Genomic DNA, 21,417 nt, shown 5'->3' with positions numbered 1-21,417 from the left:
AGATTCACCGTCGACCTTGTCGCGATGCTGCCCCGTCTTGAGGGCGTCTCAAGCGCCGTTACGTGTTTATACGTATGAAGATTTCCCACGTTTACACGGTTGTATTGCCGATAGTTGATTGCCAGCGAGTGGATCGTTGCTCCCGCCGAGAATTCTTGAAGCAAAAGGCCGAAGAGGGAAGGACAGAGAAATGAAGCCGATAATCCACCCAGCGGACTACTATCGAAGGATTTTCGCCGCACAGCCGCACGCGCTGAAGCCGCTCGATGGATCGGTCGCAATTGTAAAATTGAACCGCGACCAGCAGGTTCCGGAGGACGACGGTCCCGCGGGACATTGGTACTACGTGATTGCCGGCGCCGTACGGCGGTCGACCATCCGCACCGATGGGCGCCGGCAGATCCTGGATCTGATGCTGGTGCAGGACTTCTTCTTTGTCGGCAGCAGCCAGAGAGAAGAACCGATCGAGGCCGTTACGGAAGAGACTGTACTCGCGGGCTATTCCGGAGTGCGGCTCGAGAATCTCGGCGAGCGCGATCGCCAGGTCGCAAGAGAACTGAGAGAGATCACCTTTCAATCGTTGGAACGGACCCGACAGCAGCTCGTAGTCCTCGGGGGGGTCACGACGGCGGACAAGGTGAGTGCCTTCCTGCTGCTTCTTGAGAAGCGCTACGGAGACCAGCGAGGAGACATTCGGCTTCCGATCACGCGGTATGATCTCGCCGAGTACCTCGCCGTGTCCGTGGAGACTGTGTGTCGTGCGTTTTCGGATCTGCAGCAGCGCCGTATCATTGCTCTGACTGGGATTCGAACAGTCCGAATTGTGGATCGCGATGCACTGGAGCACCAAATCGGTAGAAAGTATCCGAACGCCGGTTCTGACACGATCGCTGCCTAATTGTGCTCTGGGGCGTGGGCTCATGACGCGCGACCGACCAAGGCTGGATGGAGGCGCGTTGGACGAAGGCAAGGTAGGCGGCGAGTCTGTCGTAGCGCGTCGCTACAGCGATAAAGCGGACGTAAGCGTGGTTGTCCTGCGGGAGTAATTCTGGAAGGAAGATGGGCCGTTGCTTGACCTCTGGTACAAGAACGCAGCAATCTACAGCCTGAACGTGGCCACCTACAAAGATGGTAACGGCGATGGTATCGGCGATTTCGAGGGATTGGCAGCGCAGCTCGACCATATCGCCCAACTCGGGGTGAATTGCCTTTGGTTGCTTCCGTTCTATCCGAGTCCCGGGCTTGACCATGGTTACGATGTGACGGACTACTATAATGTAGCGCCAGCACTCGGAACGCTTGGCGATTTTGTCGAATTCAGCCATCAAGCGCGACTGCGCGGCATGAGGTTGATCATCGACCTCCCTATCAATCATACTTCGGAGCGGCATCCGTGGTTTCAGCAGGCACGCGCCGATCCAAAATCACCATTTCGCGAATACTATATCTGGTCAGATGCGGAGCCCGAAAACAGCACGGAAGGCGTCGTCTTTCCAGGGGTTCAACTGAGCGTATGGACTTACGATCTTTGTGCCCACGCCTGGTACTATCATCGATTCTATCAGCATCAGCCCGATCTAAACATAGCTTGCTCTGCCGTGCGCGAAGAGATTTTTAAAATCGTCGGCTTTTGGCTCGAGCTCGGCGTGTCAGGATTTCGCATCGACGCTGCACCGTTCGTCGTTGAGGAGATACACCCGGATCGGCCAGCAAAACACCGATACGAGTTCTTTGGAGAACTTCGTGACTTTTTGTCGTGGCGTAGAGGTGATGCCGTCCTGCTGGCGGAAGCTAACGTCGCTCCTTCCGAACTCGAGCATTACTTCGGCGATGGATCGCGCATACACCTTCTGTTCGCGTTCTTGTTGAATCAGCATCTGTTTCTGGCGCTTGCGCGCGAGAACGCCGAACCACTGCAGAGGTGTCTGGCCGCGCTACCTCGGCTGCCACCGTTCGCTCAGTGGGCCCAGTTCTTGCGCAATCACGATGAGCTTGATCTTGGGCGGCTGGCGCCCGAAGAGCGTGAAGAAATCTATACCGCCTTTGCTCCGGCTCGAAACATGCAACTTTACGGCCGCGGAATTCGCCGCCGGCTGGCATGCATCCTTGGGAATGATCGCCGGCGCATCGAACTCGCTTTCAGCCTGCTCTTCAGCGTGCCTGGCACACCGGTCATCTATTACGGAGACGAGCTCGGAATCGGTGATGACCTGGCGCTTCCGGAGCGATGGCCGGTGCGAACGTGCATGCAGTGGACCAATGATGCAGATGGCGGGTTTTCTTCTCGGCCCGCAGCTAGACTACTTCACCGCATTATCAATGACGTCGAATACGCTCCGGCCAAGGTCAATGCTGTCGACCAGCAGCGAGATCCGGACTCGCTCTTCAATTGGCTGCGACGCCTGGTCGAGACCCGCCAGTCTTGCCCGGAAATCGGGTGGGGCGATTTGAGTTTGCCGCAAAGCGATCAGTCCACTGTTCTGGCCCAACAATTCGTGTGGGAGGCCCGATCAGCGCTCACATTGCACAACTTGTCGAAAGTTAAGTGCAGTGTCCAGGTCACGGATCTTCCGAAAGGATCCAAGCTGAGAGACGTCTTCGGTAACCGCGTTTACTCATCAAACGCCAACCTGGATGCTGAGATTGAACTTGATGGCTACGGATATCGTTGGTTTCGCATGGATTGATGGTGCACTTGCCGGATAGAAGCGACCTTCTCCGCGATCCGGTTCGAATGCCGGCCGCTGAGACGCAAGCTCGGTTTGGAGTATTCCAATGAGGATTGCCCAGATTGCTCCTCTGGCCGAAAGTGTCCCGCCAAAGCTCTATGGCGGTACTGAAAGAGTTGTTGCCTGGCTGGTGGACGCACTCGTCGAGCTTGGGCATGAGGTCACCCTCTTTGCGAGCGGTGATTCCACGACCCGAGCTACGCTTTTTCCCGTGTGGCCAAAAGCCCTTCGCCTTGGTCGACCACGCTCAGACCCGAACGCGGCTCTGGCCGCCCAACTGGAAGCAGTTTCCCATTGCGCAGACCAGTTCGACGTGATTCACGCTCACATCGACTGGCTACATCTGCCTATCCTCAATCGCGCAGGCGTGCCATTTATCTCGACGATGCACGGCCGGCTGGATCTGCCGGGACTGCCGGCCGTGATCGCCAAATTTCCAGAAGCCCGTTTTGTATCCATCTCAGATAATCAGCGCATTCCTCTCGCATGCGCAAACTGGTGTGCGACGGTTTATCACGGTCTGCCCATCGGCCAGTTCCGCGCTTCATTTGCTTCCGGATCATACTTGGCGTTTCTTGGGCGCTTGACAGCGGACAAAGGCCCCGAAGATGCTATCCGCATCGCTCTCGCCGCAAGAATGCCGCTTCGGATTGCCGCCAAGGTCCCTCGCGCCGAGGCTGGTTATTTCAGGGAGAAGATAGAGCCTCAGATCGACGGCAAACAAATCCAGCTCGTCGGCGAGGTAGATGACGGCTCGAAACAGCCATTCCTTGCAGGGGCAGCCGCTTTGCTATTCCCAATCAGGTGGCCCGAGCCGTTTGGATTGGTGATGATCGAGGCGATGGCTTGCGGAACGCCGGTCATAGCCTACCGATCCGGCTCGGTGCCCGAGGTGATAGAGGAAGGCGTGACCGGCTTCATCGTCCAAAATGAGGACGAAGCAATTGAGGCTGTGACGCGGCTTGGGCAAATCGATCGCGGGCGCGTCCGCGCGCGCTTCGAAGAGCGCTTCACGGCGGAGCGGATGGCACGAGATTACTTGCGCCAATATTGCGCTCTCTTGGTTTAGTAGAGCTGGACATTCTATGTGGTCAAGGAATCGCTCCGTAAGATCGCCAAGACCTATGACGACCTTGCCTGGCGAGCCAAGTTGATCCGCACCGTTCAGTACGCCGCAAAGTAACAGCGCCTTGGACGATCAACCTATTGGAAGCTATCGTTGGTTTTCAGCGAATGTTCATCGCGGCCGCTCTATCGACGGAGATGGTGGTTTCCGGGGTGATCCCCGGTGCACCGGGAGTACCGAGGCCACTGGGGCTCCGGCGCTTCGGCGTCCGAGTTTCCCGGCCTACCCCCAAAGTTCACTTTTGAACAAACCGCTCTGCCGCTCGTTGACTCTTGAATGGAGAAAGGAGGCCCAATGCCTCGCTACTTCTTTCATCAGCATGTGCGCGGCCAAAAGATTGAAGACCTGCGTGGAAAGCTATTCCCGAGCAATGGGACAGCATGTCACCGCGCCGTGCAGCGGATGCCGGCCGACCTGAAAAGAGCTGCGGCGCGTTCCCGCAACACCTATGTCGCCACTAACGGCGACCGGACCCTGTTCGTGGTGAGGGGAACAGTCATTGTCGAACGGCGGTAAGACCGCTCGGCGGCGGCGAACGCTCTCGGCGTCACCGTGCCGCCCTCGCCGATGCGGTTGTCGAATAGTTCCGCCCTTGCTGCGGTGCATGAGTCCGGAAAGCCCATCGCGACATATTGCGCTGCCGCACTAACTTGGCCGCTGTCGGGATGGCTCACGCCGCCGCGGCGAGGGAGCCAGTCTCCTCGTTCTGGCGGGTGCGCAACTTGAAGGACAAAACGACCAGCGCGATACCAAAGGCCATCGCGTAAGCTCCCATCCACCACGTAAGCACCACGGCCCCGATCAGCGGCATAGCGACCAGCAGCGCGCCGTAAATGAGGGACAACACCCCGCCCAGAACCATCCACCAGCGGCCATGATCAAGCTTGAGGCGGAAGCCAGCAGCCATCATCAGCGCGCCCGAGACGATCGCCCAGGCGGCGACCATGAAGACAAAGGCAAGTACCGTCAGGCCCGGCCAGATAAAGGCGGCAACGCCGACGGCGATATTGAGCAGGCCTTCAAATATCAACAGTCCCCATTCATCCTTCCGTCGCATCGCACGAACGGCGGAAATGATTCCTGCCACGCCGTCGACCAACATGTAGGCCGAGAACAACAACACCAGGGAGAGCATGGTGGGACCCGGGAAGACAAAAGCGAGCAATCCGAAGATGATTCCGAAGATGCCCCGCAGCAGGAACAGCCACCAATTCTTGGCAAGCATCGCGGAGGCCGAGTCGATGTTGAAGTCAGCATTGCTGTTGATTGTCGTGCTGGTCATGTCTAGCTCCAAAATAGCTGTCGGTTTCCCGGTGCGGCCATAGTAGCGGCCTGCCGCCACCACGTGCCATGACAGCTATCAAGCTTTGCACGTTACGAGACAATTCGAACGCCAGAGGCGCCTTACGTAGTATTCCCAAATCGCAGCATCACCGCTTCGCGAGCAGTATGATGAGCCATCGCGCTGAGCACTTTGTGCCGAGACGAAGGAGAAGATAGAATGCCAAAAGAGCGTCCCATCAACGGGGTTGAACCCGAGAAGTCCGAAGATGATATTCAGCGCGAGCTGCTGGGGCCGCGCGGCGTTCCCGGAGCGCCCGACCCAGCCAAGATGACGCCGCAGCGCGCGAAGAAGACGGCGCTCTACCATTTGGACCCGGGCCACGCTTCGTAGGGGAGGAACGGGTCCTCGCAATCATGCGCCGTGAACTGTCAGCACGATTTTTCCAAGGACCTCGCCTGCCTCGAGACGTAAGTGCGCCTTGTGGGCTTCAGCCGGCGAATAACGTTCTGCGATCGGGATCTTGAGCTTCGCCGCCTGTACTGCGTCATTGAGGTGCTCGAATTCCCGGACCCCGGCAACGGCGTCATATCGGGTCAATATCATACCGCGTCGCTTCCTTGGCGCTGGTTCGATGCCGTTCGGATGAGCCACCCTTCCGTTTGGTCGAAGCGCGTCGAGGCATTGCCCGAGTGCGTCGCCGCCGGCAAGAGCGAGCACGCTATCAACTCCCTCGGGCGCAAAAGCGCGCGCACGATCGTCGATGTCGACGACCCGCTTGCCATCGACGACCGCATCGGCACCCATCTCTCGCACCAGTTCCGCGCCCTCTATCCCGGAGGCCGTAGCAAATACGCGAGCGCCACGCAGCTTGGCAAATTGAACCGCCAGTGTGCCGACGCCGCCCGAGGCGCCATGAATGATGATTGTCTCACCCCTCCTTAAGGTCAGGGCATCGTCGATGCCTTGCAGAGCCGTCAGACCTGTTGTCGCAATAGCTCCTGCGTGCTGGAGGTCCTATCGAAAATCACGGTCGGGCTGACGGTCATCAACGCTGGAACCGACCGATTGCCGAATCGTGTCGGTTAGCTCGAGAGCACGCATCGTGCGTGATTCCAAGCTTGATCCCGCAGGCAGAAAGTCATGCTGGTCGGCGAAGGAAATGTCTCCAGGGACGCGGATCCAGGAACTCCGTCAGTCGATGCCGGGGTGCAGGCCGCGGCTCGTGTCGTGATCGGGGCGGTCGTTGTGGTTCTGGCGGCCTGGGTCGCGTGGGAATTTATGGCAGCGTTGGCCTGGGCCGCCATCATCGCCATCGCAACTTGGCCACTTTACAACCGTCTGTCGGCGATCGGCGGCGAGCGACCACAGGTCCTGGCTCCACTATGCTTCACCCTTGTTATGGCATGTTTCGTGATCGTGCCGGCCATGTTGTTGGCACGGCAGATTGCCGAGGGAAGCGGTGCGTTGCTGGCCTCGCTCAACTCGCTCGGACTTAACGGGATTGCCGCTCCACCTTGGTTGTCGCGATTGCCGCATGCCGGTCAGCTACTTGACCAATGGTGGCGGGAGAATCTCAGCGACCCCAACGCTCTCGTCGTATGGGTACGGCGCGTCAATCTCGAAAACCTCGCGATCTGGGCAGGGTCTCTTGGCGGCGCGATGCTTCGACGAGCCGGCCGAAGTGAGTGAGATCGCAGAATCCCCACCCATATGCTATCTCGCTCACGGTACGATGGGCTTGATCGGGATCCTCCAGTGCGTATCGGCACCGGGGGCTGTGCATTGACGGTTCTCAATTGGATCGCGGTAAAAATGATGAGCGTGGCGCCATGAACGCCGGCCAAGCTGTCGTCGACCTGGACCGGACGGACGAGACGGGCGACAAGTTCCCGATTTCGACCAAGGCGGGCCCGTAACTCGAGCCGCGGCACTTTCACAACGAGCGTCTTTGAGCCATCAAGAAATCTACAATCATAGGGAAGCAATGGATCGATCAACGTAAGGGTTCCCGCGTTCAAAGTCACTTCACGTGCATTTTGTGCCATGAAGACGGAGCCAGAGACCTGATAACATACGAACAGTTGGTCGGAACGCGCTCGAGCCAAGTGCGCCAGGGTGTGGCCTACCTGCATAGGGGAATTATGAAAACTGGAAAGTTCCAGATTGCCCAAGCCACCTACTTCAATTGAGGCGCCAAAGTTCAACCGATCCGCCGGGATCGTCTCGTGCTCCACAATCCTTTGGCAAGCGACGCTACTATGCCAATAGTCAAACCGGTCGCGAGCATGGACTTGATCGGTTGAGAAAACTGTCTGCACGTAACGAGTCCTTTACCGTCGTTTGGCCGAGCAATGGCGCTCATTTGACCGAGCGCCCTGCGAGGAAGGGGCTTACGCTCAGCCTTGTTCGAAAAGTCCTACAGCCGCATCCCTTAACTGTCGAAGAAGTAACGACCGAAAATTTCCCGCCGAAGATCCCGTAAAACTACTTGCGCGGTGCAGCGATGCTGAACACGTCCGAACACGGAGCGAAACCGCCGTCGATAGCTCCAAGGCAATCGACCGGAGTTGATCCTGCGAAGAGCCGACTTCACACGTTAGGCTTTCCAGCGCTTCGCACTGAACCGAAAAGGGTCACATTCACTCATCCGCTCGATGCGCGGTGCGTCGCCCTTGATGAGTCCTGGTCGACTGATTGCCAGGTTCCAAGCGTCTGGGATGGTGGCGCACGCTTGTTCGTCCGAGACCCGCATGACCTCACTAGGTTTTTTCTCATCTTCGTGTCCAGCCCCAAGTTGGTATTTCGACAATGCAAGCGGGTCTGGGTCCGCGGGAACGAACTTGAAGTCAGTTATGAACGGCAGCCGCCTTGCTACGCCCTGGAAAGGAATCCGCTCGATGAAGCACCCGCGCGACTTCTCGATCGATGAAATTCTGGCGTCTAACTGGGACAAGCGGCTCGCGGACGACATTGCGGCCGAATTGGAACTCGCCTCAGGTGAACCACGCACTAGTATTCCGGAGATCCGGCGCTTCTTTGCGATAAAGTCGTGCCGGAATTTGTTGGGTCGCCTCGAAAGCGCACGGAGCGGTAAATCGTCCTTTTCCGCACTCAGGGCAATCGCCAGTGAAATGCGCCGGTTTGCGGTCGAGCACCCTGGACTGGCTGCAGCAACTTTTCGTGCACCTGTAACTGAATGTCCGGAATGGCGTCGAGCTTATCAGGAACTCCACGAGTTCATGGTCGCGGTGTTCGCTGAATGCAACATCTGCGGCCGTGAAGGCGATGACGCTTTGCAGATTCTCCGATGCCTGGTCCGCGGCTTTGCTCTGCACGAATTCATGGACGCGTTCTTACATACATATTCTTACGATGAGGCGTACGAGCGGGCGCTGGACATTTTTATTGCGGGCCTGCGTGTCAGCGAGACAAACCGCTCTGAATTAGGTTTACGAATTCCATGTCCGCGGCGACGAGCCGTCCAAGGATCTAGTATGAGCCCTTCACCCATTTCAATCTCTGAAGGTTGATGGCCCCTGCTTAACGCGGGAATCGCATGTCCCAATACAGCGCGCAGCGTGTCCGCGGTTTGCCATCCAACGGAGCCAACGATCAGCTCCGCCAACTGGCCAGCCGAAGGAATAGCACCGGCTCTCCCGCGAGGACTCCTCGGCTCGGGGAGCCGCTGAGATTCCGTGATAGTCGCGCGCACCATGCCGAGCGATTCCTCGACCACTCCTCGACGATAGCTGTCCGAGGCCCATCAACTTGTCCTCTATGGCGCGGGCCACCACCCGTCCCTGAGATGACCGTTGGCTGTCTGCTTGTTGTTCCATCCGATTGCCAGTTCACCAGCTTTTACATCCCTCGGCGGGCAAGGCTCGCCAGACGGGATGATCGTGCGACGAATGCCCATTTTCAGTCGGATAACCGCCGGGACTAAGGCCCGCGAAACTGAGAGATCTGTCACGGCTCAACGGAGTGCGTGCCCGCGAAGCGGGCCACGCCCTATGCGCTGCGCATACCTGGCTCCTCGCCGGGGTCCTTAGGGCCTCGACTTCGGCGATCGCTGTCACTGCCCCTGTCCCGGGTGCCGCTGTTGGCTCTTCATTTGGGATTGGGCTTTGGAAAGGCGTCGCGTTGCCGGCGGCCAGGAGTTTCAGCCCGCATCCAACTATCTCAGATCTCCCGCAGGCCCTGTTCTCTTCCAGGACGCCGCAACGAATTCGCAACGAATTGGGTGAAATGAGCGTGAACAAAACGGAATGGAAGCGATCGCCATCGCAAGAAAATCAATAGCTTAGAAGATGTTCACTGCGTTCGGGACGCAGGGCTCGCGGGCTGCGAGCGATTTACAATCCACCTGTAACCTATTGGTCTATATAGGCCTATTGAATGATCATTTTACAGTTAAGTACCTGTTTGTGTTAGTAGAACATGAGACTCTTAATCAGCGGGTCCCAGGTTCGAGCCCTGGTGCGCCCACCAAATAAATCAAGACCTTAGCAAGAGAAACCGTTTGAGACCGACGGACTAAAACGGTTTTTCAAACGGTGTTCTTGACGGCCAGCCGGCGAGTCCACTCTCGGCATTGTGATCTACTCTGTCCGTCTCGACGGAGGCCAAGGCGACTCGAAGGCCGTCCGGCAGAACCACTTCCTTGATGTTGTATGTAGATCAGAGCCGCCCGACATAGCTGGCATTTTTCCACTTCTGTTCAATTTCATCAGCGACGCATTGGGCAGCTGCGCAGCGCCTCCACCGAAATAGTGCTTGAAGTCGATGTGAACTCTTATGTTGTCTGGCCAATAAGCCGCCATGCGGTCATAGAGGAGAACCGATCCCGTCTCGAAGCGCCGATAGACCGATTTGTGCATCGGCGATTTTGATTCCGCCATTCGGAGGTTCGATCCCTCCCGCCGCAGCCAAGCAGTCACTCAACTATAGAGAGTGGGACCGTATTGGCTGAAAGTGCCGCATTTTACGGGATTTTTGTGCGGAAAGTCTCTGTTCCTCTGAAACCGGCAACCTTGGCGAGAAGTCGTCGAAAGTCTCCAGCCCAAACCGCAGAAATTACCTTTTTCCGTGGAGACGATTGGCAGAGACCGGTTCGATCGCCACTGGACAGTGGGAGTGGCAGTGAATTTTGACCGGTTTCAAACCGCTCGACGACTATTGGCTCTGCGATGGCGATAGCTATTCTGCAGAAGTGGAAAACGGAACTCGAAATTGCTAAACGGCTCTGTCGAACGATTGCTATCGCATGCGCGGCAGGGCTCACAGGGGACAGTGGTGATGCGACAGCGCGTTCGCTTTGAAAGCGAGTGCAACCACACCCTTTAAATTCATCACTTCTCTCTCCAGAGGCATACGTAGCCAAGGCGCATTCACGCTTCGCAGTCGATAACCGCTCCGAGTGGGGGTAAGTGGGACGGTCGGTAAGGTTCATGAGCATACTGAACCAATCTCATTATATACTGTCGAGCCGCGGAAGCCCTTCCCACCAGCACCGATCGTGTCCCGTGGCGTGGTGTAGCTGGCGGCGGGTCACCGCGTTCGCCGGCTGGAGCCGGGCTGGTCAGCTGGCGATAGCCGTGATGCTGACGCTCGGATCATCGCTCAACGGCGCGATGGTTTCCAGTGTCATGTAGCGGGCACGCTGGACGGCCCATTCATCATTCTGTTCGAGCAGGATCGCGCCGATGAGGCGAGTGATGGCGTCCTCGTTGGGGAAGATGCCGACGACCTCGGTCCGCCGTTTGATCTCGCCGTTGAGACGCTCGATCGGGTTGGTCGAGTGCAGCTTGGTCTGATGCTGTGCGGAAAGGTCATGTAGGCGAGCACATCGGTCTCGGCCTCGTCGAGGAAGCCGGCAAGTTTGGGCAGCTTGGGGCGGAGCTGGTCGGCGACCTTGCGCCACTGGGTTCGCGCGGCCTCGGCGTCGTCCTGGGCAAACGCTGTGGCGATGAAGGCGGAGACGACGCGCCGCCCGCTCTTGCCGGCATGCGCCCAGCGCGTTGCGCATGAAGTGGACGCGGCAACGCTGCCAGCTGGCATCGAGCACCTTGGCCACGGTGGACTTGATGCCTTCGTGGGCGTCGGACACGACCAGCTTGACGCCGCGCAGGCCGCGGCGGGCGAGCTTGCGCAGGAACGCCGTCCAGAACGTCTCGGCCTCGGAAGGGCCGATGTCAATGCGGAGGACCTCGCGTCGGCCGTCGCTATTGACGCCAACCGCGACGATCACCGCGACTGAGACGATGCGGCCATTCTGGCGCACCTTCACGTAGGTGGCGTCGATCCACAGATACGGCCAGTCGCCCTCGATCGGACGGGCGAGGAAGGCCTTCACCTTGTCATCGATCTCGCCGCACAGCCGTCTGACCTCGGTCTTGGAGATGCCGGTCATGCCCATGGCCTGGACGAGGTCGTCCACCGAGCGGGTCGAGACGCCCTGCACATAGGCTTCCTGAACCACGGCGGTGAGCGCCTTCTCGGCCATGCGTCGCGGCTCCAGGAAGCCCGGGAAGTAGGAGCCCTCGCGCAGCTTGGGAATGTGCAGCTCAACCGCGCCGGCGCGGGTCTCCCAGATCCGGTCGCGGTAGCCGTTGCGCTGGGCCAGGCGTTCGGGGCTCTTCTCTTCGTAGGCCGCCCCGGTCTGGCCTTCCACTTCCAGCTCCATCAGGCGCTGGGCGGCAAAGCCGATCATCTCGCGCAGCAGATCGGCGTCGGGGGTCTTCTCTACGAGCGTGCGCAGGTTCATCATGTCTTCGGTCATCGGTGGTTCCTCGGTTGCGTTGGCGTGTCGCAACCCGATCCTACCGGAGAACTGCCGGTGACCACCGCAAAGCCGCCCGCCCGCTACGGCGCTATTTGAAGGCGCGCATCCGGGCGGCTTTGCTCTACCGAGCTACACCACCACCGGGGACACGACCCCAGCAACTAGTAAGTGCTGGCAATATTTCAGAATTATAAGTAGCGTCGCGGCAAGAAAAATCGCGATGGCCGCCCGGTCAACGCAAGTTAAAAATGGGGAGATTCAAATGCTTTTGCTGAAAGCCGCAGTTGCAGCCGGTCTAGTCATCACAGCTTTTACGGGCGCTGCGCTTGCGCAGAGCAAGCCGCCGGAAATCAAGATCGGTATCACCACTTTCCTGTCGGGACCGGCTTCCGTATTCGGCGTACCGGCAAAGGCCGCGGCCGAGATGATTGCAGAAGACCTCAACAAGAAGGGCGGAATCGGCGGTGTACCGGTAAAACTGTCTTTCATCGATGAAGGCGCCGGCGGCGAGGCATTGGTCTCGAACTACCGGCGCATGGTGCAAGACGAAAAGGTCGACGTGACTTTCGCCTCCATCTCCTCGGGCAGCTGCAATCAGCTTGTCCCGGTCGCCGAAGACCTCAAAGTCATGAACTTTATGTGGGATTGCGGTGCGGCTTCTATTCTGGAGACGAAGAAATATCGCTACAATTTCCGCACGCAGGCTAACGGCACGCCGGAGATGCTGGCGGTGCTCGTCTATCTCCTTAAGACAAAGCCCGACTTCAAGACCATCGCGGTCGTCAATCAGGACTACGCGTGGGGCCGCGAAAGCTGGGAGATCTTCTCCACCGCATTGAAGGCGCTGAAGCCCGACGTTCAGGTGTTGGCGGAGCTTTTTCCGAAGTTCGGTGCGCCGGACTATTCCACCGAAGTTTCGCGCTTACTGGCATTGCGGCCGGATGTCGTTCTAACCACCTCCTGGGGCGGCGATCTCGACACGCTGGTCCGTCAGGCCGGTCAACGCGGCCTGCTGCAACAGTCGACCTTCGTGTTGGGCATCGGCGAATCCTCGATCCAGCGACTGGGCAAGGATCTGCCGGAAGGCCTGATCGTCGGCGCGCGTGGCGATCATTGGTTCCTGCATCCTGAAAAGAAGAACGATCCGGCCTTCAAGGCGTTTGCCGAGGCATTCAAGGCAAAGACCGGCGCCTGGCCGATTTACCCCGTCTACCACATGGCGCAGGCTTTCACGGCGCTGCAAGCTGCCTATGACAAGGCGATCAAGGCCAATGGCGGCAACTGGCCGACACGGGAGCAGGTCGTAGACGCAACCTCCGGCACCGAGTTCGCGACCGGTTTCGGCCGGCCGATCACGCTGAGGCCCGAGGACAACCAAGGTCTGGAAGCGCAGCTCGTCGGCGTCACCAAGTCTTTCCCGGGCTATGACTTCAAACTGCTCGACAACATGATGATCTTTGATCCGAAGGTGATCACCAATCCGGCGGGCGTGCGCTCGGTCGAGTGGCTGAAGACGCTCAAGCCGGAATTCGTTAAAATGGACGTTCCGACCTTCAAGCAGTAGGCCAGATCATCGTCCTCCGGGCAAAACCGCAGGACGGCTTTCCTGAAGGTCTCCATGAATTCGACTCTCGCCATATTGGCCGTCCTTGACGGGATCAGTTACGCCGCCTTGGTGTTCCTGGTTTCCGTCGGGCTGAGCCTGATTTTCGGTGTGCTTCGCGTGGTGAATGTCGCGCACGGGTCGCTTTATGCCTTTGGGGCCTATCTCGCCGCGACGTTGAGCCTCGTGATTGCGCAGGTGTCGCCGTGGCTTACCTATCCCGCATTGCTGGTTGCCTCCATCGTCATAGGGTTTGTGTGCGGCGGTTTCATCGAGCGCTTCCTGTTGCGGCCGCTTTACGGACGAGACGACGTGTTGCAGCTCCTGATCACCTTCGCGGCCTTCATGATCATGGACAATCTGCAGCGTCTGATCTGGGGCGTGCAGCCCATCTTCGCTGCTGAGCCCTTGAAGCTGTTGCCGAACATCAGCGTATTCGGCGTGAACTATACGTCCTACCAGGTCATCCTGCTTCCAGGCGTGGCAGTCGCGACGCTGTTCGGACTGCGTTACTTCTTGCGGAAAACTCTTGCGGGAGCCGTGATTCTAGCAGTAACCGAGGATCGGGAGGCGTCAACCGCCATCGGCATCGACGCCCAACGCGTCTACTCTATTACGTTCATCATCGGGGCGAGCCTGGCGGCGCTCGGCGGCGCGCTTGCTTCGCCGACCACGTCGCTGGTGCCAGGCATGGGCGCGGACATGATCGTGCTCTCGTTCGCGGTGGCAGCCACTGCGGGTCTGGGGCAGATCGAGGGCACCGCCCTTACGGCCCTTATGATCGGTTTGACGCGCGCCTTCGTCATCTATCTGCAGCCGGAGTTCGAAGTTCTCGTACCCTATCTGCTGATGGTACTGGTGCTTCTGGTGCGCCCGTTCGGACTGTTCGGTACGTTGCAGATGAGAAAAATCTGATGGCGGGCCGTATCAAGCCGATCACGGCAGTCGCAATCATCTTGTTTCTGGCCAGCGCGGTACTGCCGCTCTTCGTCGCGAGCTGGGCGACGTTATTCGCGCTCATCCTCGCCAAGGGCATCGTGGTGCTCGGCATCGTCCTGTTGCTGCAGGCGGGACAAGTATCGTTCGGACACGCGATGTTCTTCGCCACCGGCGCCTATACCGCGGCGTTCTGGGGCAAGTACATCGGCGGCGGCGATATCCTGATCTTTCTCGCGCTGGGAGGCATAACCTCTACCGTTTTTGGCCTGATCGTCGGCCTGTTCGTGGTTCGCTACAGGGAAATTTTCTTTGGAATGCTGAACCTGGCATTCTCCATGGTCTTGTGGTCGCTGCTCGAGAAAATGTTCCACTACACTAACGGCGCGGACGGCATCCGGGTCGCCCGTCCTGGCTTGTTTGGATTTTCGTTCACGCCGGAGACGTTCCAATACGTTATTCTCTACGTGAGCCTTTTGGTCGCGATTGCTGCCTTCTACGGCGTGCAACGCTATCTCGACAGCCCGCTCGGTCACATGTTGCGGGCAATGAAATCTAACGAAACCAGGCTCGAATATCTTGGCATGTCGGCGCGGCGCGTGCTGCTCATCGGCTACGTGTTCTCCGCATTTCTCGGCGGCATAGGCGGCACTCTGGTATCGATCATTCAGCAGATCGCGACCCCCGAATTCGGCTTCTGGACCAAGTCCGGCGAGTTCGTGTTCATCGCGATCCTCGGTGGCAGCGCCCATGCTTTCGGTGCGTTTGCAGGCGCGGCGATGTTCGAATGCGTACGGTTCTATGCCGCGGCGCATCTGGCGGATTCTTGGCAGCTCATTCTCGGCGTCGTGCTGGTCGTCATCATTCTTTACGCGCCGAACGGCCTTATCGGCCTCCGCCAGCGCTACGGTCAATCCGGGCGGGGAGCGCATTAATGGCCAACGTCCTGCTTTCTGCCAAGAACATCAAGATCCGGTTCGGCGGCGTCATCGCCGCCGATGGCATCGACCTCGACGTCCTGGAAGGCGAAAACCTTGCCATCATCGGGCCGAACGGGGCCGGCAAGACGACGTTCCTCAATATCTCGACCGGTTATCTTCGGCCGCAAGCCGGCACCGTTACCTTTCTCGGCCACGACATCACCGCGCAGCTGCCACGTACGATCACCAGGCTCGGCATTGCCCGCGCCTTCCAGATACCACAGCTGTTCCTCGACCAGACCGTGATGGAGAACATGTTGATCGCGGCCGCCTCCCTGCGAGGCCGTCCGTCTGGTTTCCAGGCTCTTTCTCTCATGCCGGAAGTGCCGGAAATGAAGCGGCTGCTGGATCTCGTCGGTGTCAAATCGTATGCGGAACGAACGGCGCGCGAACTGCCCGAGGGGCAACGCAAGCTGGTCGATATTGCACTCGCGCTCGCGCTGAAGCCAAAGCTCCTCCTGATGGATGAGCCGACTTCGGGCGTCGCGTCATCAGAGAAACTCACCATCATGGACATTCTAACCACGGCGCTGGCAAAGGAGAAAGTCACCTCGGTCTTCGTCGAGCACGACATGGATATGGTGGAGCGCTATGCCAACCGCGTCGCCGTGTGGAATGTCGGCAAGATCCAGATGGTTGGGACGCCGGCTGAGGTTCTGGCGGACCCGAAGGTCCGGGAACAGGTGATCGGGATATGACACCGATGCTGAGTTTCGAGAATGTCAACGTCGCGATTGCTGACGCGCCTGTGTTGCGAAATGTGAGTTTCTCGCTGCTGCCGGGTGTGAGCGCAGCGCTTATCGGGCGAAACGGCGCCGGCAAGACCACGACCGTGCGCACTATCATGGGCTTCACAAAAGCGAGCGGCACCGTTCGTCTGGGCGGCGAAGATCTTGGAGCGATCGCGCCGCATCGCCGGCCGTCGCTGGGTCTTGGCTACGCGCCTGAGGACCGGCGTCTGTTTTCCGCCTTCACCGTCGAAGAAAATATTTTGCTTCCCGGTCGTGTCGCCAAGCTGAATCCGGACGAGACGCGGCGGCGGCTGGAGCGAGCATATTCGGTGCTGCCGGAACTCAAAGAGCTTGCCAAACGTCCGGCGGGATCGGTCTCGGGCGGCCAAGGCAAGATGGTGGCGCTTGGGAGGGCGCTTATGCTTGGTACCCGGCTGCTTATCCTGGATGAGCCATTTCAGGGTCTCGCGCCTGTGTTAGCGCAGCGATATGCGGAAGCACTCCGGCGGCTTCGTTTGCAGGATAAGGACATTACGCTGCTGATCACCGAGTCGAATCCAAAGCTGCTCGAAACCTTTGCCGACGTGACGCTCACCATTGAAAGAGGTGAGATCGAGGCCCGCCAAGCTAATTGAAGACGCGGTGGAGGAGCCGCCGGCCTAAGCAGACCTCGGCGGTTTACCGATTCAGCGTCCGCTCTGCCACGTGATCGTGGCACTCTGTTTCGACCGTTCCTCGTAATCGTCGCGATTCAGATCGTCCGTCGTTGGATTTCGGGCACGTCGGCTTAGTGCAGGTGTTTTAGTTTGTCCGCAGGGGCTGGCCGTCACATAGTCGCGGCCCGCTTCAGCCGCCCAGTTGAACAACCCCGAGGCGGCCTTGCGCATATGACGTGCGTTGCTGACGGAGGGCTTGCCGAACTTGCCCGCGACGATGTCATTCGAGAGTGTCGCGATGTCATGCTTCGTGACGTCTCTTGCGAGTGTTTTGCCAAGTCTCGCACTGAGAAGCCGGCGCAGGTGGCTCGGCATATTCTCCCAAGCCTCCAGCCGGGGCCCCATCTCGCCGTCCGGCTTCTTGACCAGTGTCTTCATCCACTCGATCCGCTCCTCAATGATCTCGGCGACCGTCTTGCCACGCTGCGCTTTCGCGGCCTTCTGGTCGCGGAAGGTCTCGGCGAGTGCGTCGCCACCCTTGGCCCTGAGGCCGTAAACCGTGCTGCGCGCGTCCTCGACGGTGAAGGTCTCGGGATTGTAGACGCCGAGCCAGCCGGTGCGCTGCTTTCCGGTCTTCCGGTCGGTGAACTTGAACGAGAAGGTCGCCGCGCCCGCCGTGGTGATGCTGACGTAAAGACCAGGGCACTTCCGGTCGTAGACTTTGGTCCGCTTGGCGACCCGCTTCTCGCACAGGCGGTCGGTCAGGATGACGCTGCTGTTGCGGCCGCGCTTGCCGACGGGGAAAGGGGGCGATGCAATTATCCATGTGGTTTCGGCTCCTCAGGCTTGGGACCAAAGGGCTCGGCTTTGAGGAGCTTTCAGCTTGTCGTGCGGACGCTGAAAGGCTTAGGGCCGGGCCCTTAATTTGGTGAAGCCCGCTGAAACAGCCTGCATCAGGGTAGTCGAAAAACACTTGTTTCAACGTCTTTTGTTAGTTTCGGTGTTTTTCACCGAATGCCAAAATATAGACGTGTGGTCCTGGCCGTCGTTGCTACGGTCAAGCTGTCGCGGAGGTGTGTGCGAGCCCACCCGGGCGGACAGCATCATTCAAATTCGCGCGGCGAGGGAGGCCAAAAGGAAAGTTCGGCTCCCGGGAGAGCACGGCATAAGCCGTCCAACCATCGCGCAGGGAAGGCCGAGTGATTGGCTACACCTGTATGCTGCTGTGCGGTTCTTTTGCGCTACATCTTCGCGCAGCGGACCGCGGGTGCCAGCCGGCACCCGGCCTTCCCTGCGCCCTCTTGGCTTTGAGGGTGAAGCGACGAAGCAAAGCTCGGGCGAAACGCGCCGCGAGAACGCGAAACTGCGTGTTTCGCCATCACGCATGCCGACAGGCACGCCATGAAACTGCGCTAGCGCGATCGGCCCGGACCGTAACGCTATGCGATCCGGACCGATCAGCGCCGTGCGCGCCGATCTAGCTGCAGCTCAGCGGCAACGGCCGGCCGGGATGCAGCTCGTACCAATCATAGCAATCCGGATAGGCGCCGTAGAATCCATATCCGGGCCGGTAGCGGCCGTAGCTGTGAAACGCGTGCTGGCGGAGGCCGGCGGCATGATCGCCGAAGCCGAGGTGCTCGCCGCCGAACCGGGCGCCGCCGCCGAATCCGCCTTCATGTCCCATGCCGCCGAAATGCGCGTCGCCGCCAAAGCTCGCATGTGCGCCGAGCGCCGTTATCCCTCGCCGCCGCCGCAACGAAACGCAACGAATTGGGTGAAACTAGCGTGAACAAAACGGGACGGAAGCACCTGCCGATGAGAGAAAGATCAACAACTTAGAAGATGTTCACTGCGTCCGGGACGCAGGGGTCGCAGGTACAGAAGGCGCCGCCGAGCAATTTACATTTCGTCTGTAACCTGTTGATTTCGATAGTGCTGTTGTGACGGCGTTTTACAGCTAAGTAGCTGAAAGTTATTGTGAAAGATGAAACTCTTAATCTGCGGGTCCCAGGTTCGAGCCCTGGTGCGCCCACCAAGCATAAGCCTTCTTCTTCAAGAACTAACGAGAAGGGTCGCCGAGAACAAAACGGGTCTCGTGCGACGTTTTGTTGTCGGAGGTTTTGCGGTCGGATTGCTGCGCGACTTTCCTTTGTTTCTGCCCCGTCGCCGCAGGGGACCGTTGCTGCAGAATCGGTTGGTATCGTCACAGGATGCTGCCCAACGGGCTAGATGACCCCGTCTTTGCGCATTCGTTCCAGCTCGGGCTCCTGGAGCCCGAGAAGATCACCGAGTATCTCTCGGTTTCGTGCCTCGATAGCTTCGCCAACCAGAGAATTTCTCCAAGGCGTCGCGGCCCCGTGCGCATTCGCTTGTTCGCCGGGGCAGGTGATCGGGGAGCGACGTCAAGGCGCTGCCGGGGGGCGTCGCCGCGGTCGATGTCGACGCGGCCACAGGGCCAACCGGGATCGTTACCCGCGAAGAGCTCCAGCGCGAGTCCGATCGCGCAGCCGGCATCGTCCGCAAGGCCGGGCCGCGCCCTGACAGTGCCTTGGGCGCGGCGGCGGACGTGGTCGAAACTGCAACCGGTATTCTGCCGGCTAGCCGATCATTGAAGGCCAGCACTTGGTCGCGAAGCGATCATCTCGCCTCCGGCTTTGATGATGGCTGTCAGTGTCACGCATCCTGCGGCGCGGCTGCTCCGGCGGTCCGCCGCCGTGCCGGCAGGAAACACCCGGCAATCGCGCCGGCCAGCGACAGCGTTGCGGCAAGGCTCATCGCCGCGGCAAATCCGCTCTCGAAATGAGCGGCCGAATCGACCCCGCCATGCGCCGAGAAGTTCGCCACCAGCGCGGCGATGCCGAACATGCCGCCGAGGAAGCGTCCCATGTTGAAGATGCCGGACGCCTTGCCCATTTCGGCCACCGCGACCGAGCTCAGGATGGCGTTCTGTGCTGCCGGCATCGCCATCGAGACGCCGACGCCGGCCAGCACCAGCGGCGCGACCAGGGCGGAGTAGGTAACCGCAGAGCTCACGAGCTCCGCGATCCAGCCAAGTCCGATCGCCTGCATCAGCAATCCCGTCACCACTAGCGGCCGCTCGCCGAACCTGTTGACGACCGCGCCGGCGATCGGGGCGGTGACGAACAGCGTCGCGGTCCAGGGCAGCAGGCGAAGTCCGGCGCCGAAGGCGTCGAAGCCCAGCGCGGTCTGGAGGAACTGCGGCAGCAGGAACAAGACGCCGTACATCGCGGCGTAGAACAGCACGCTGGCGGACATGCCGGAGGCAAGCGCCCGCGATGCAAACAGCCGCATCGGCACCATTGGCGCGGTCGCGCGCAATTCCCAGAGAACGAAGCCGGCTGTGAACACCAGGCCTGCCATCAGCGCGGCCATGATTTCGGCGCTCGCCCAACCCACGGCGTTGCCGCGCAACAGACTCCACACCCACGCCAGCGCCGCAAGCGCGACAAGCGCCAGTCCGGGGATGTCCAATGCGGCGGCCGGGCCGAAGCTTTCGCGCAAGCGTGCCAGTACCAGGGTGATCGCGATCAGGCCGATCGGCAGGTTGATCCAGAACACCCAGCGCCAGCCGAAATGTTCGGTAATGAAGCCGCCGATGGCGGGACCGATGATCAGCGCGCAGCCGGTGATGCTGGCGAAAATGCCGAGCGCGCGGGCGCGCTCCTCGCGGCCGAACGTGCCGCTCAGGATCGTCATTGCCAGCGGCATCACCAGCGCGGCGCCGGCGCCCTGCAGCGCGCGGGCGGCGATCAGAGCGGTGGCATTGCCTGCGAGCGCACAGGCCGCCGATGCAACGACGAACAGGGCGAGCCCGGCCGCGAACATCCGGCGGCGACCGAAGCGGTCGCCGAGTGCGGCGCCGGTCAGGAGCAGCACGGCAAAGGTCAGATTGAAGGCGTTGACGGTCCATTGCAGCGTCTCGACCGGGCTGCCGAATTCGGCGCGGATGGTCGCGAATGCTGTCGTGATGATCATGGCATCGAGCGCCATCATGAAGGATGCCAGCGCGGTGACGCCGAGCACCCAGTTCTGCGCGGCGCGATTGATCGGGGTCTGCATCGCCCTGTCTCCGTGTGTCGCGCCAGCCTGTCGCGGCGCGTTCTGCGGGCTAGACGAGGGCTGAGCGGCAAAGGATGCGCCCAATAATAATTTGTTCCGGGCCGCATCCTTCGCCTGCCGGCAAACGTCCTAGGGGTGATGCGGCCATTTGCCCGATTTTGAGCGAACCAGGTCGCGACATCAGCAAGGAGCGCGCGATGAGAAGGACGTTGATCAGGTACAAGGCCAGGCCGGAGCTGGCCGATCGGAATGCCGAGCTGGTTTCGGCCGTATTTGCCGAATTGAAGGCGGCCGGCCCGGACGGCGTGCGCTACCTGACGCTACGGCTGGAGGACGACACCTTCATCCATCTTGTCGAGGCCGCGGCCGAAAACGGCTCGAGCCCGATTCCGAAACTCAAGGCATTTCAGACGTTCCAGGACGGCATCCGCGACCGCTGCGCGGAGCCGCCGCTGGTTCGTGATGTGAGGATCGTCGGCAACTATCGTATGCTGGACGAGTCCTGAACAA

At 59.8% G+C, this 21,417-nt stretch carries 19 protein-coding genes and 1 pseudogene; 14 read left to right on the top strand and 6 right to left on the bottom strand.

The window, feature by feature from the left end:
* Positions 1-190: 190 nt before the first annotated feature.
* The 4 genes from IVB19_RS27405 (at position 191) to IVB19_RS27390 (ending at position 4,371) form a co-directional block, all read left to right on the top strand.
* Positions 191-898 carry a helix-turn-helix domain-containing protein gene (locus tag IVB19_RS27405; protein WP_247820167.1) on the top strand — a complete coding sequence of 236 codons (708 nt, stop codon included), beginning with the start codon at positions 191-193 and terminating at the stop codon, positions 896-898.
* Positions 899-1,067: 169 nt separating this feature from the next.
* On the top strand, positions 1,068-2,687 hold the full coding sequence (locus tag IVB19_RS27400) for an alpha-amylase family protein (RefSeq protein ID WP_247820166.1): 1,620 nt from the start codon (positions 1,068-1,070) through the stop codon (positions 2,685-2,687).
* An 88-nt stretch (positions 2,688-2,775) separates the two neighbouring features.
* Positions 2,776-3,798: a glycosyltransferase family 4 protein gene (locus tag IVB19_RS27395; protein ID WP_247820165.1), complete on the top strand. Its 1,023-nt coding sequence runs from the start codon at positions 2,776-2,778 to the stop codon at positions 3,796-3,798.
* A 351-nt stretch (positions 3,799-4,149) separates the two neighbouring features.
* Entirely contained in the window at positions 4,150-4,371 is a 222-nt protein-coding gene (locus IVB19_RS27390; RefSeq protein WP_247820164.1) for a hypothetical protein, read from the top strand.
* 154 nt (positions 4,372-4,525) lie between these two features.
* On the opposite strand, the gene IVB19_RS27385 is transcribed toward IVB19_RS27390, so the two are convergent.
* Positions 4,526-5,137 carry an HdeD family acid-resistance protein gene (locus tag IVB19_RS27385; protein WP_247820163.1) on the bottom strand — a complete coding sequence of 204 codons (612 nt, stop codon included), beginning with the start codon at positions 5,135-5,137 and terminating at the stop codon, positions 4,526-4,528.
* A 219-nt stretch (positions 5,138-5,356) separates the two neighbouring features.
* On the opposite strand from IVB19_RS27385, the gene IVB19_RS27380 reads away from it, so the two are divergent.
* Positions 5,357-5,530 carry a hypothetical protein gene (locus IVB19_RS27380; protein ID WP_247820162.1) on the top strand — a complete coding sequence of 58 codons (174 nt, stop codon included), beginning with the start codon at positions 5,357-5,359 and terminating at the stop codon, positions 5,528-5,530.
* A 21-nt stretch (positions 5,531-5,551) separates the two neighbouring features.
* Here the strand turns inward: IVB19_RS27380 and IVB19_RS40775 are convergent, their stop codons facing one another.
* Positions 5,552-6,007 (bottom strand): zinc-binding dehydrogenase, encoded by a 456-nt coding sequence (locus tag IVB19_RS40775; protein ID WP_524536765.1) that lies wholly within the window; start codon positions 6,005-6,007, stop codon positions 5,552-5,554.
* Positions 6,008-6,280: 273 nt separating this feature from the next.
* On the opposite strand from IVB19_RS40775, the gene IVB19_RS27370 reads away from it, so the two are divergent.
* On the top strand, positions 6,281-6,829 hold the full coding sequence (locus IVB19_RS27370) for a hypothetical protein (protein ID WP_247820160.1): 549 nt from the start codon (positions 6,281-6,283) through the stop codon (positions 6,827-6,829).
* Between the two features lie 197 nt (positions 6,830-7,026).
* Here the strand turns inward: IVB19_RS27370 and IVB19_RS40770 are convergent.
* Positions 7,027-7,458 (bottom strand): annotated as a pseudogene (locus tag IVB19_RS40770) (AraC-like ligand-binding domain-containing protein); the annotation flags it as partial.
* A gap of 534 nt (positions 7,459-7,992) precedes the next feature.
* On the opposite strand from IVB19_RS40770, the gene IVB19_RS27365 reads away from it, so the two are divergent.
* Entirely contained in the window at positions 7,993-8,670 is a 678-nt protein-coding gene (locus tag IVB19_RS27365) for a TetR-like C-terminal domain-containing protein (RefSeq protein ID WP_247820159.1), read from the top strand.
* A gap of 2,048 nt (positions 8,671-10,718) precedes the next feature.
* On the opposite strand, the gene IVB19_RS27360 is transcribed toward IVB19_RS27365, so the two are convergent.
* Positions 10,719-11,918 carry an IS256 family transposase gene (locus IVB19_RS27360; RefSeq protein WP_247820158.1) on the bottom strand — a complete coding sequence of 400 codons (1,200 nt, stop codon included), beginning with the start codon at positions 11,916-11,918 and terminating at the stop codon, positions 10,719-10,721.
* 265 nt (positions 11,919-12,183) lie between these two features.
* Here IVB19_RS27360 and IVB19_RS27355 point away from each other — a divergent pair, with 265 nt between their 5' ends.
* From IVB19_RS27355 to IVB19_RS27335, 5 genes are all read left to right on the top strand, one after another.
* On the top strand, positions 12,184-13,485 hold the full coding sequence (locus IVB19_RS27355; RefSeq protein ID WP_018460419.1) for an ABC transporter substrate-binding protein: 1,302 nt from the start codon (positions 12,184-12,186) through the stop codon (positions 13,483-13,485).
* Between the two features lie 75 nt (positions 13,486-13,560).
* On the top strand, positions 13,561-14,439 hold the full coding sequence (locus IVB19_RS27350) for a branched-chain amino acid ABC transporter permease (protein ID WP_338014231.1): 879 nt from the start codon (positions 13,561-13,563) through the stop codon (positions 14,437-14,439).
* Positions 14,439-15,395, top strand: coding sequence for a branched-chain amino acid ABC transporter permease (locus IVB19_RS27345; protein WP_247820157.1), 957 nt, complete (start codon positions 14,439-14,441; stop codon positions 15,393-15,395). Before IVB19_RS27350 ends, IVB19_RS27345 begins: the two co-directional genes overlap by 1 nt.
* The gene (locus IVB19_RS27340; protein ID WP_018460416.1) at positions 15,395-16,138 is read left to right on the top strand and encodes an ABC transporter ATP-binding protein; all 744 of its coding nucleotides are present in this window, start codon (positions 15,395-15,397) and stop codon (positions 16,136-16,138) included. The genes IVB19_RS27345 and IVB19_RS27340 overlap by 1 nt, the downstream gene beginning before the upstream one ends.
* The gene (locus IVB19_RS27335; protein WP_018460415.1) at positions 16,135-16,806 is read left to right on the top strand and encodes an ABC transporter ATP-binding protein; all 672 of its coding nucleotides are present in this window, start codon (positions 16,135-16,137) and stop codon (positions 16,804-16,806) included. Before IVB19_RS27340 ends, IVB19_RS27335 begins: the two co-directional genes overlap by 4 nt.
* A 51-nt stretch (positions 16,807-16,857) precedes the next feature.
* On the opposite strand, the gene IVB19_RS40765 is transcribed toward IVB19_RS27335, so the two are convergent.
* Positions 16,858-17,580: a hypothetical protein gene (locus IVB19_RS40765; RefSeq protein WP_524536764.1), complete on the bottom strand. Its 723-nt coding sequence runs from the start codon at positions 17,578-17,580 to the stop codon at positions 16,858-16,860.
* A gap of 862 nt (positions 17,581-18,442) precedes the next feature.
* On the opposite strand from IVB19_RS40765, the gene IVB19_RS27325 reads away from it, so the two are divergent.
* Complete coding sequence (locus IVB19_RS27325) at positions 18,443-18,616, top strand: hypothetical protein (protein WP_247820155.1); 174 nt, start codon at positions 18,443-18,445, stop codon at positions 18,614-18,616.
* Between the two features lie 884 nt (positions 18,617-19,500).
* Here IVB19_RS27325 and IVB19_RS27320 read toward each other — a convergent pair.
* The gene (locus IVB19_RS27320; RefSeq protein ID WP_247820154.1) at positions 19,501-20,907 is read right to left on the bottom strand and encodes a DHA2 family efflux MFS transporter permease subunit; all 1,407 of its coding nucleotides are present in this window, start codon (positions 20,905-20,907) and stop codon (positions 19,501-19,503) included.
* A gap of 197 nt (positions 20,908-21,104) precedes the next feature.
* On the opposite strand from IVB19_RS27320, the gene IVB19_RS27315 reads away from it, so the two are divergent.
* Positions 21,105-21,413 carry a hypothetical protein gene (locus IVB19_RS27315; protein WP_026234026.1) on the top strand — a complete coding sequence of 103 codons (309 nt, stop codon included), beginning with the start codon at positions 21,105-21,107 and terminating at the stop codon, positions 21,411-21,413.
* Positions 21,414-21,417: the final 4 nt, after the last annotated feature.

This window comes from Bradyrhizobium sp. 187 (assembly GCF_023101005.1).
Taxonomy (GTDB): domain Bacteria; phylum Pseudomonadota; class Alphaproteobacteria; order Rhizobiales; family Xanthobacteraceae; genus Bradyrhizobium; species Bradyrhizobium canariense_D.
The sequence above is the reverse complement of the archived record's forward strand: the minus strand, read 5'-3'. Positions and strand labels throughout refer to the sequence as shown.

Bases quoted from the DNA above. Each gene is read 5' to 3' on its own strand.
- IVB19_RS27365 (WP_247820159.1), top strand. From the start codon at position 7,993: ATGAACGGCAGCCGCCTTGCTACGCCCTGGAAAGGAATCCGCTCGATG.
- IVB19_RS27345 (WP_247820157.1), top strand. From the start codon at position 14,439: ATGGCGGGCCGTATCAAGCCGATCACGGCAGTCGCAATCATCTTGTTT.
- IVB19_RS27380 (WP_247820162.1), top strand. From the start codon at position 5,357: ATGCCAAAAGAGCGTCCCATCAACGGGGTTGAACCCGAGAAGTCCGAA.
- IVB19_RS27395 (WP_247820165.1), top strand. From the start codon at position 2,776: ATGAGGATTGCCCAGATTGCTCCTCTGGCCGAAAGTGTCCCGCCAAAG.
- IVB19_RS27320 (WP_247820154.1), bottom strand. From the start codon at position 20,907: ATGCAGACCCCGATCAATCGCGCCGCGCAGAACTGGGTGCTCGGCGTC.
- IVB19_RS27325 (WP_247820155.1), top strand. From the start codon at position 18,443: ATGATCGCCGAAGCCGAGGTGCTCGCCGCCGAACCGGGCGCCGCCGCC.
- IVB19_RS27315 (WP_026234026.1), top strand. From the start codon at position 21,105: ATGAGAAGGACGTTGATCAGGTACAAGGCCAGGCCGGAGCTGGCCGAT.
- IVB19_RS27355 (WP_018460419.1), top strand. From the start codon at position 12,184: ATGCTTTTGCTGAAAGCCGCAGTTGCAGCCGGTCTAGTCATCACAGCT.
- IVB19_RS27370 (WP_247820160.1), top strand. From the start codon at position 6,281: ATGCTGGTCGGCGAAGGAAATGTCTCCAGGGACGCGGATCCAGGAACT.
- IVB19_RS27385 (WP_247820163.1), bottom strand. From the start codon at position 5,137: ATGACCAGCACGACAATCAACAGCAATGCTGACTTCAACATCGACTCG.
- IVB19_RS27335 (WP_018460415.1), top strand. From the start codon at position 16,135: ATGACACCGATGCTGAGTTTCGAGAATGTCAACGTCGCGATTGCTGAC.
- IVB19_RS27390 (WP_247820164.1), top strand. From the start codon at position 4,150: ATGCCTCGCTACTTCTTTCATCAGCATGTGCGCGGCCAAAAGATTGAA.
- IVB19_RS27360 (WP_247820158.1), bottom strand. From the start codon at position 11,918: ATGACCGAAGACATGATGAACCTGCGCACGCTCGTAGAGAAGACCCCC.
- IVB19_RS27405 (WP_247820167.1), top strand. From the start codon at position 191: ATGAAGCCGATAATCCACCCAGCGGACTACTATCGAAGGATTTTCGCC.
- IVB19_RS27340 (WP_018460416.1), top strand. From the start codon at position 15,395: ATGGCCAACGTCCTGCTTTCTGCCAAGAACATCAAGATCCGGTTCGGC.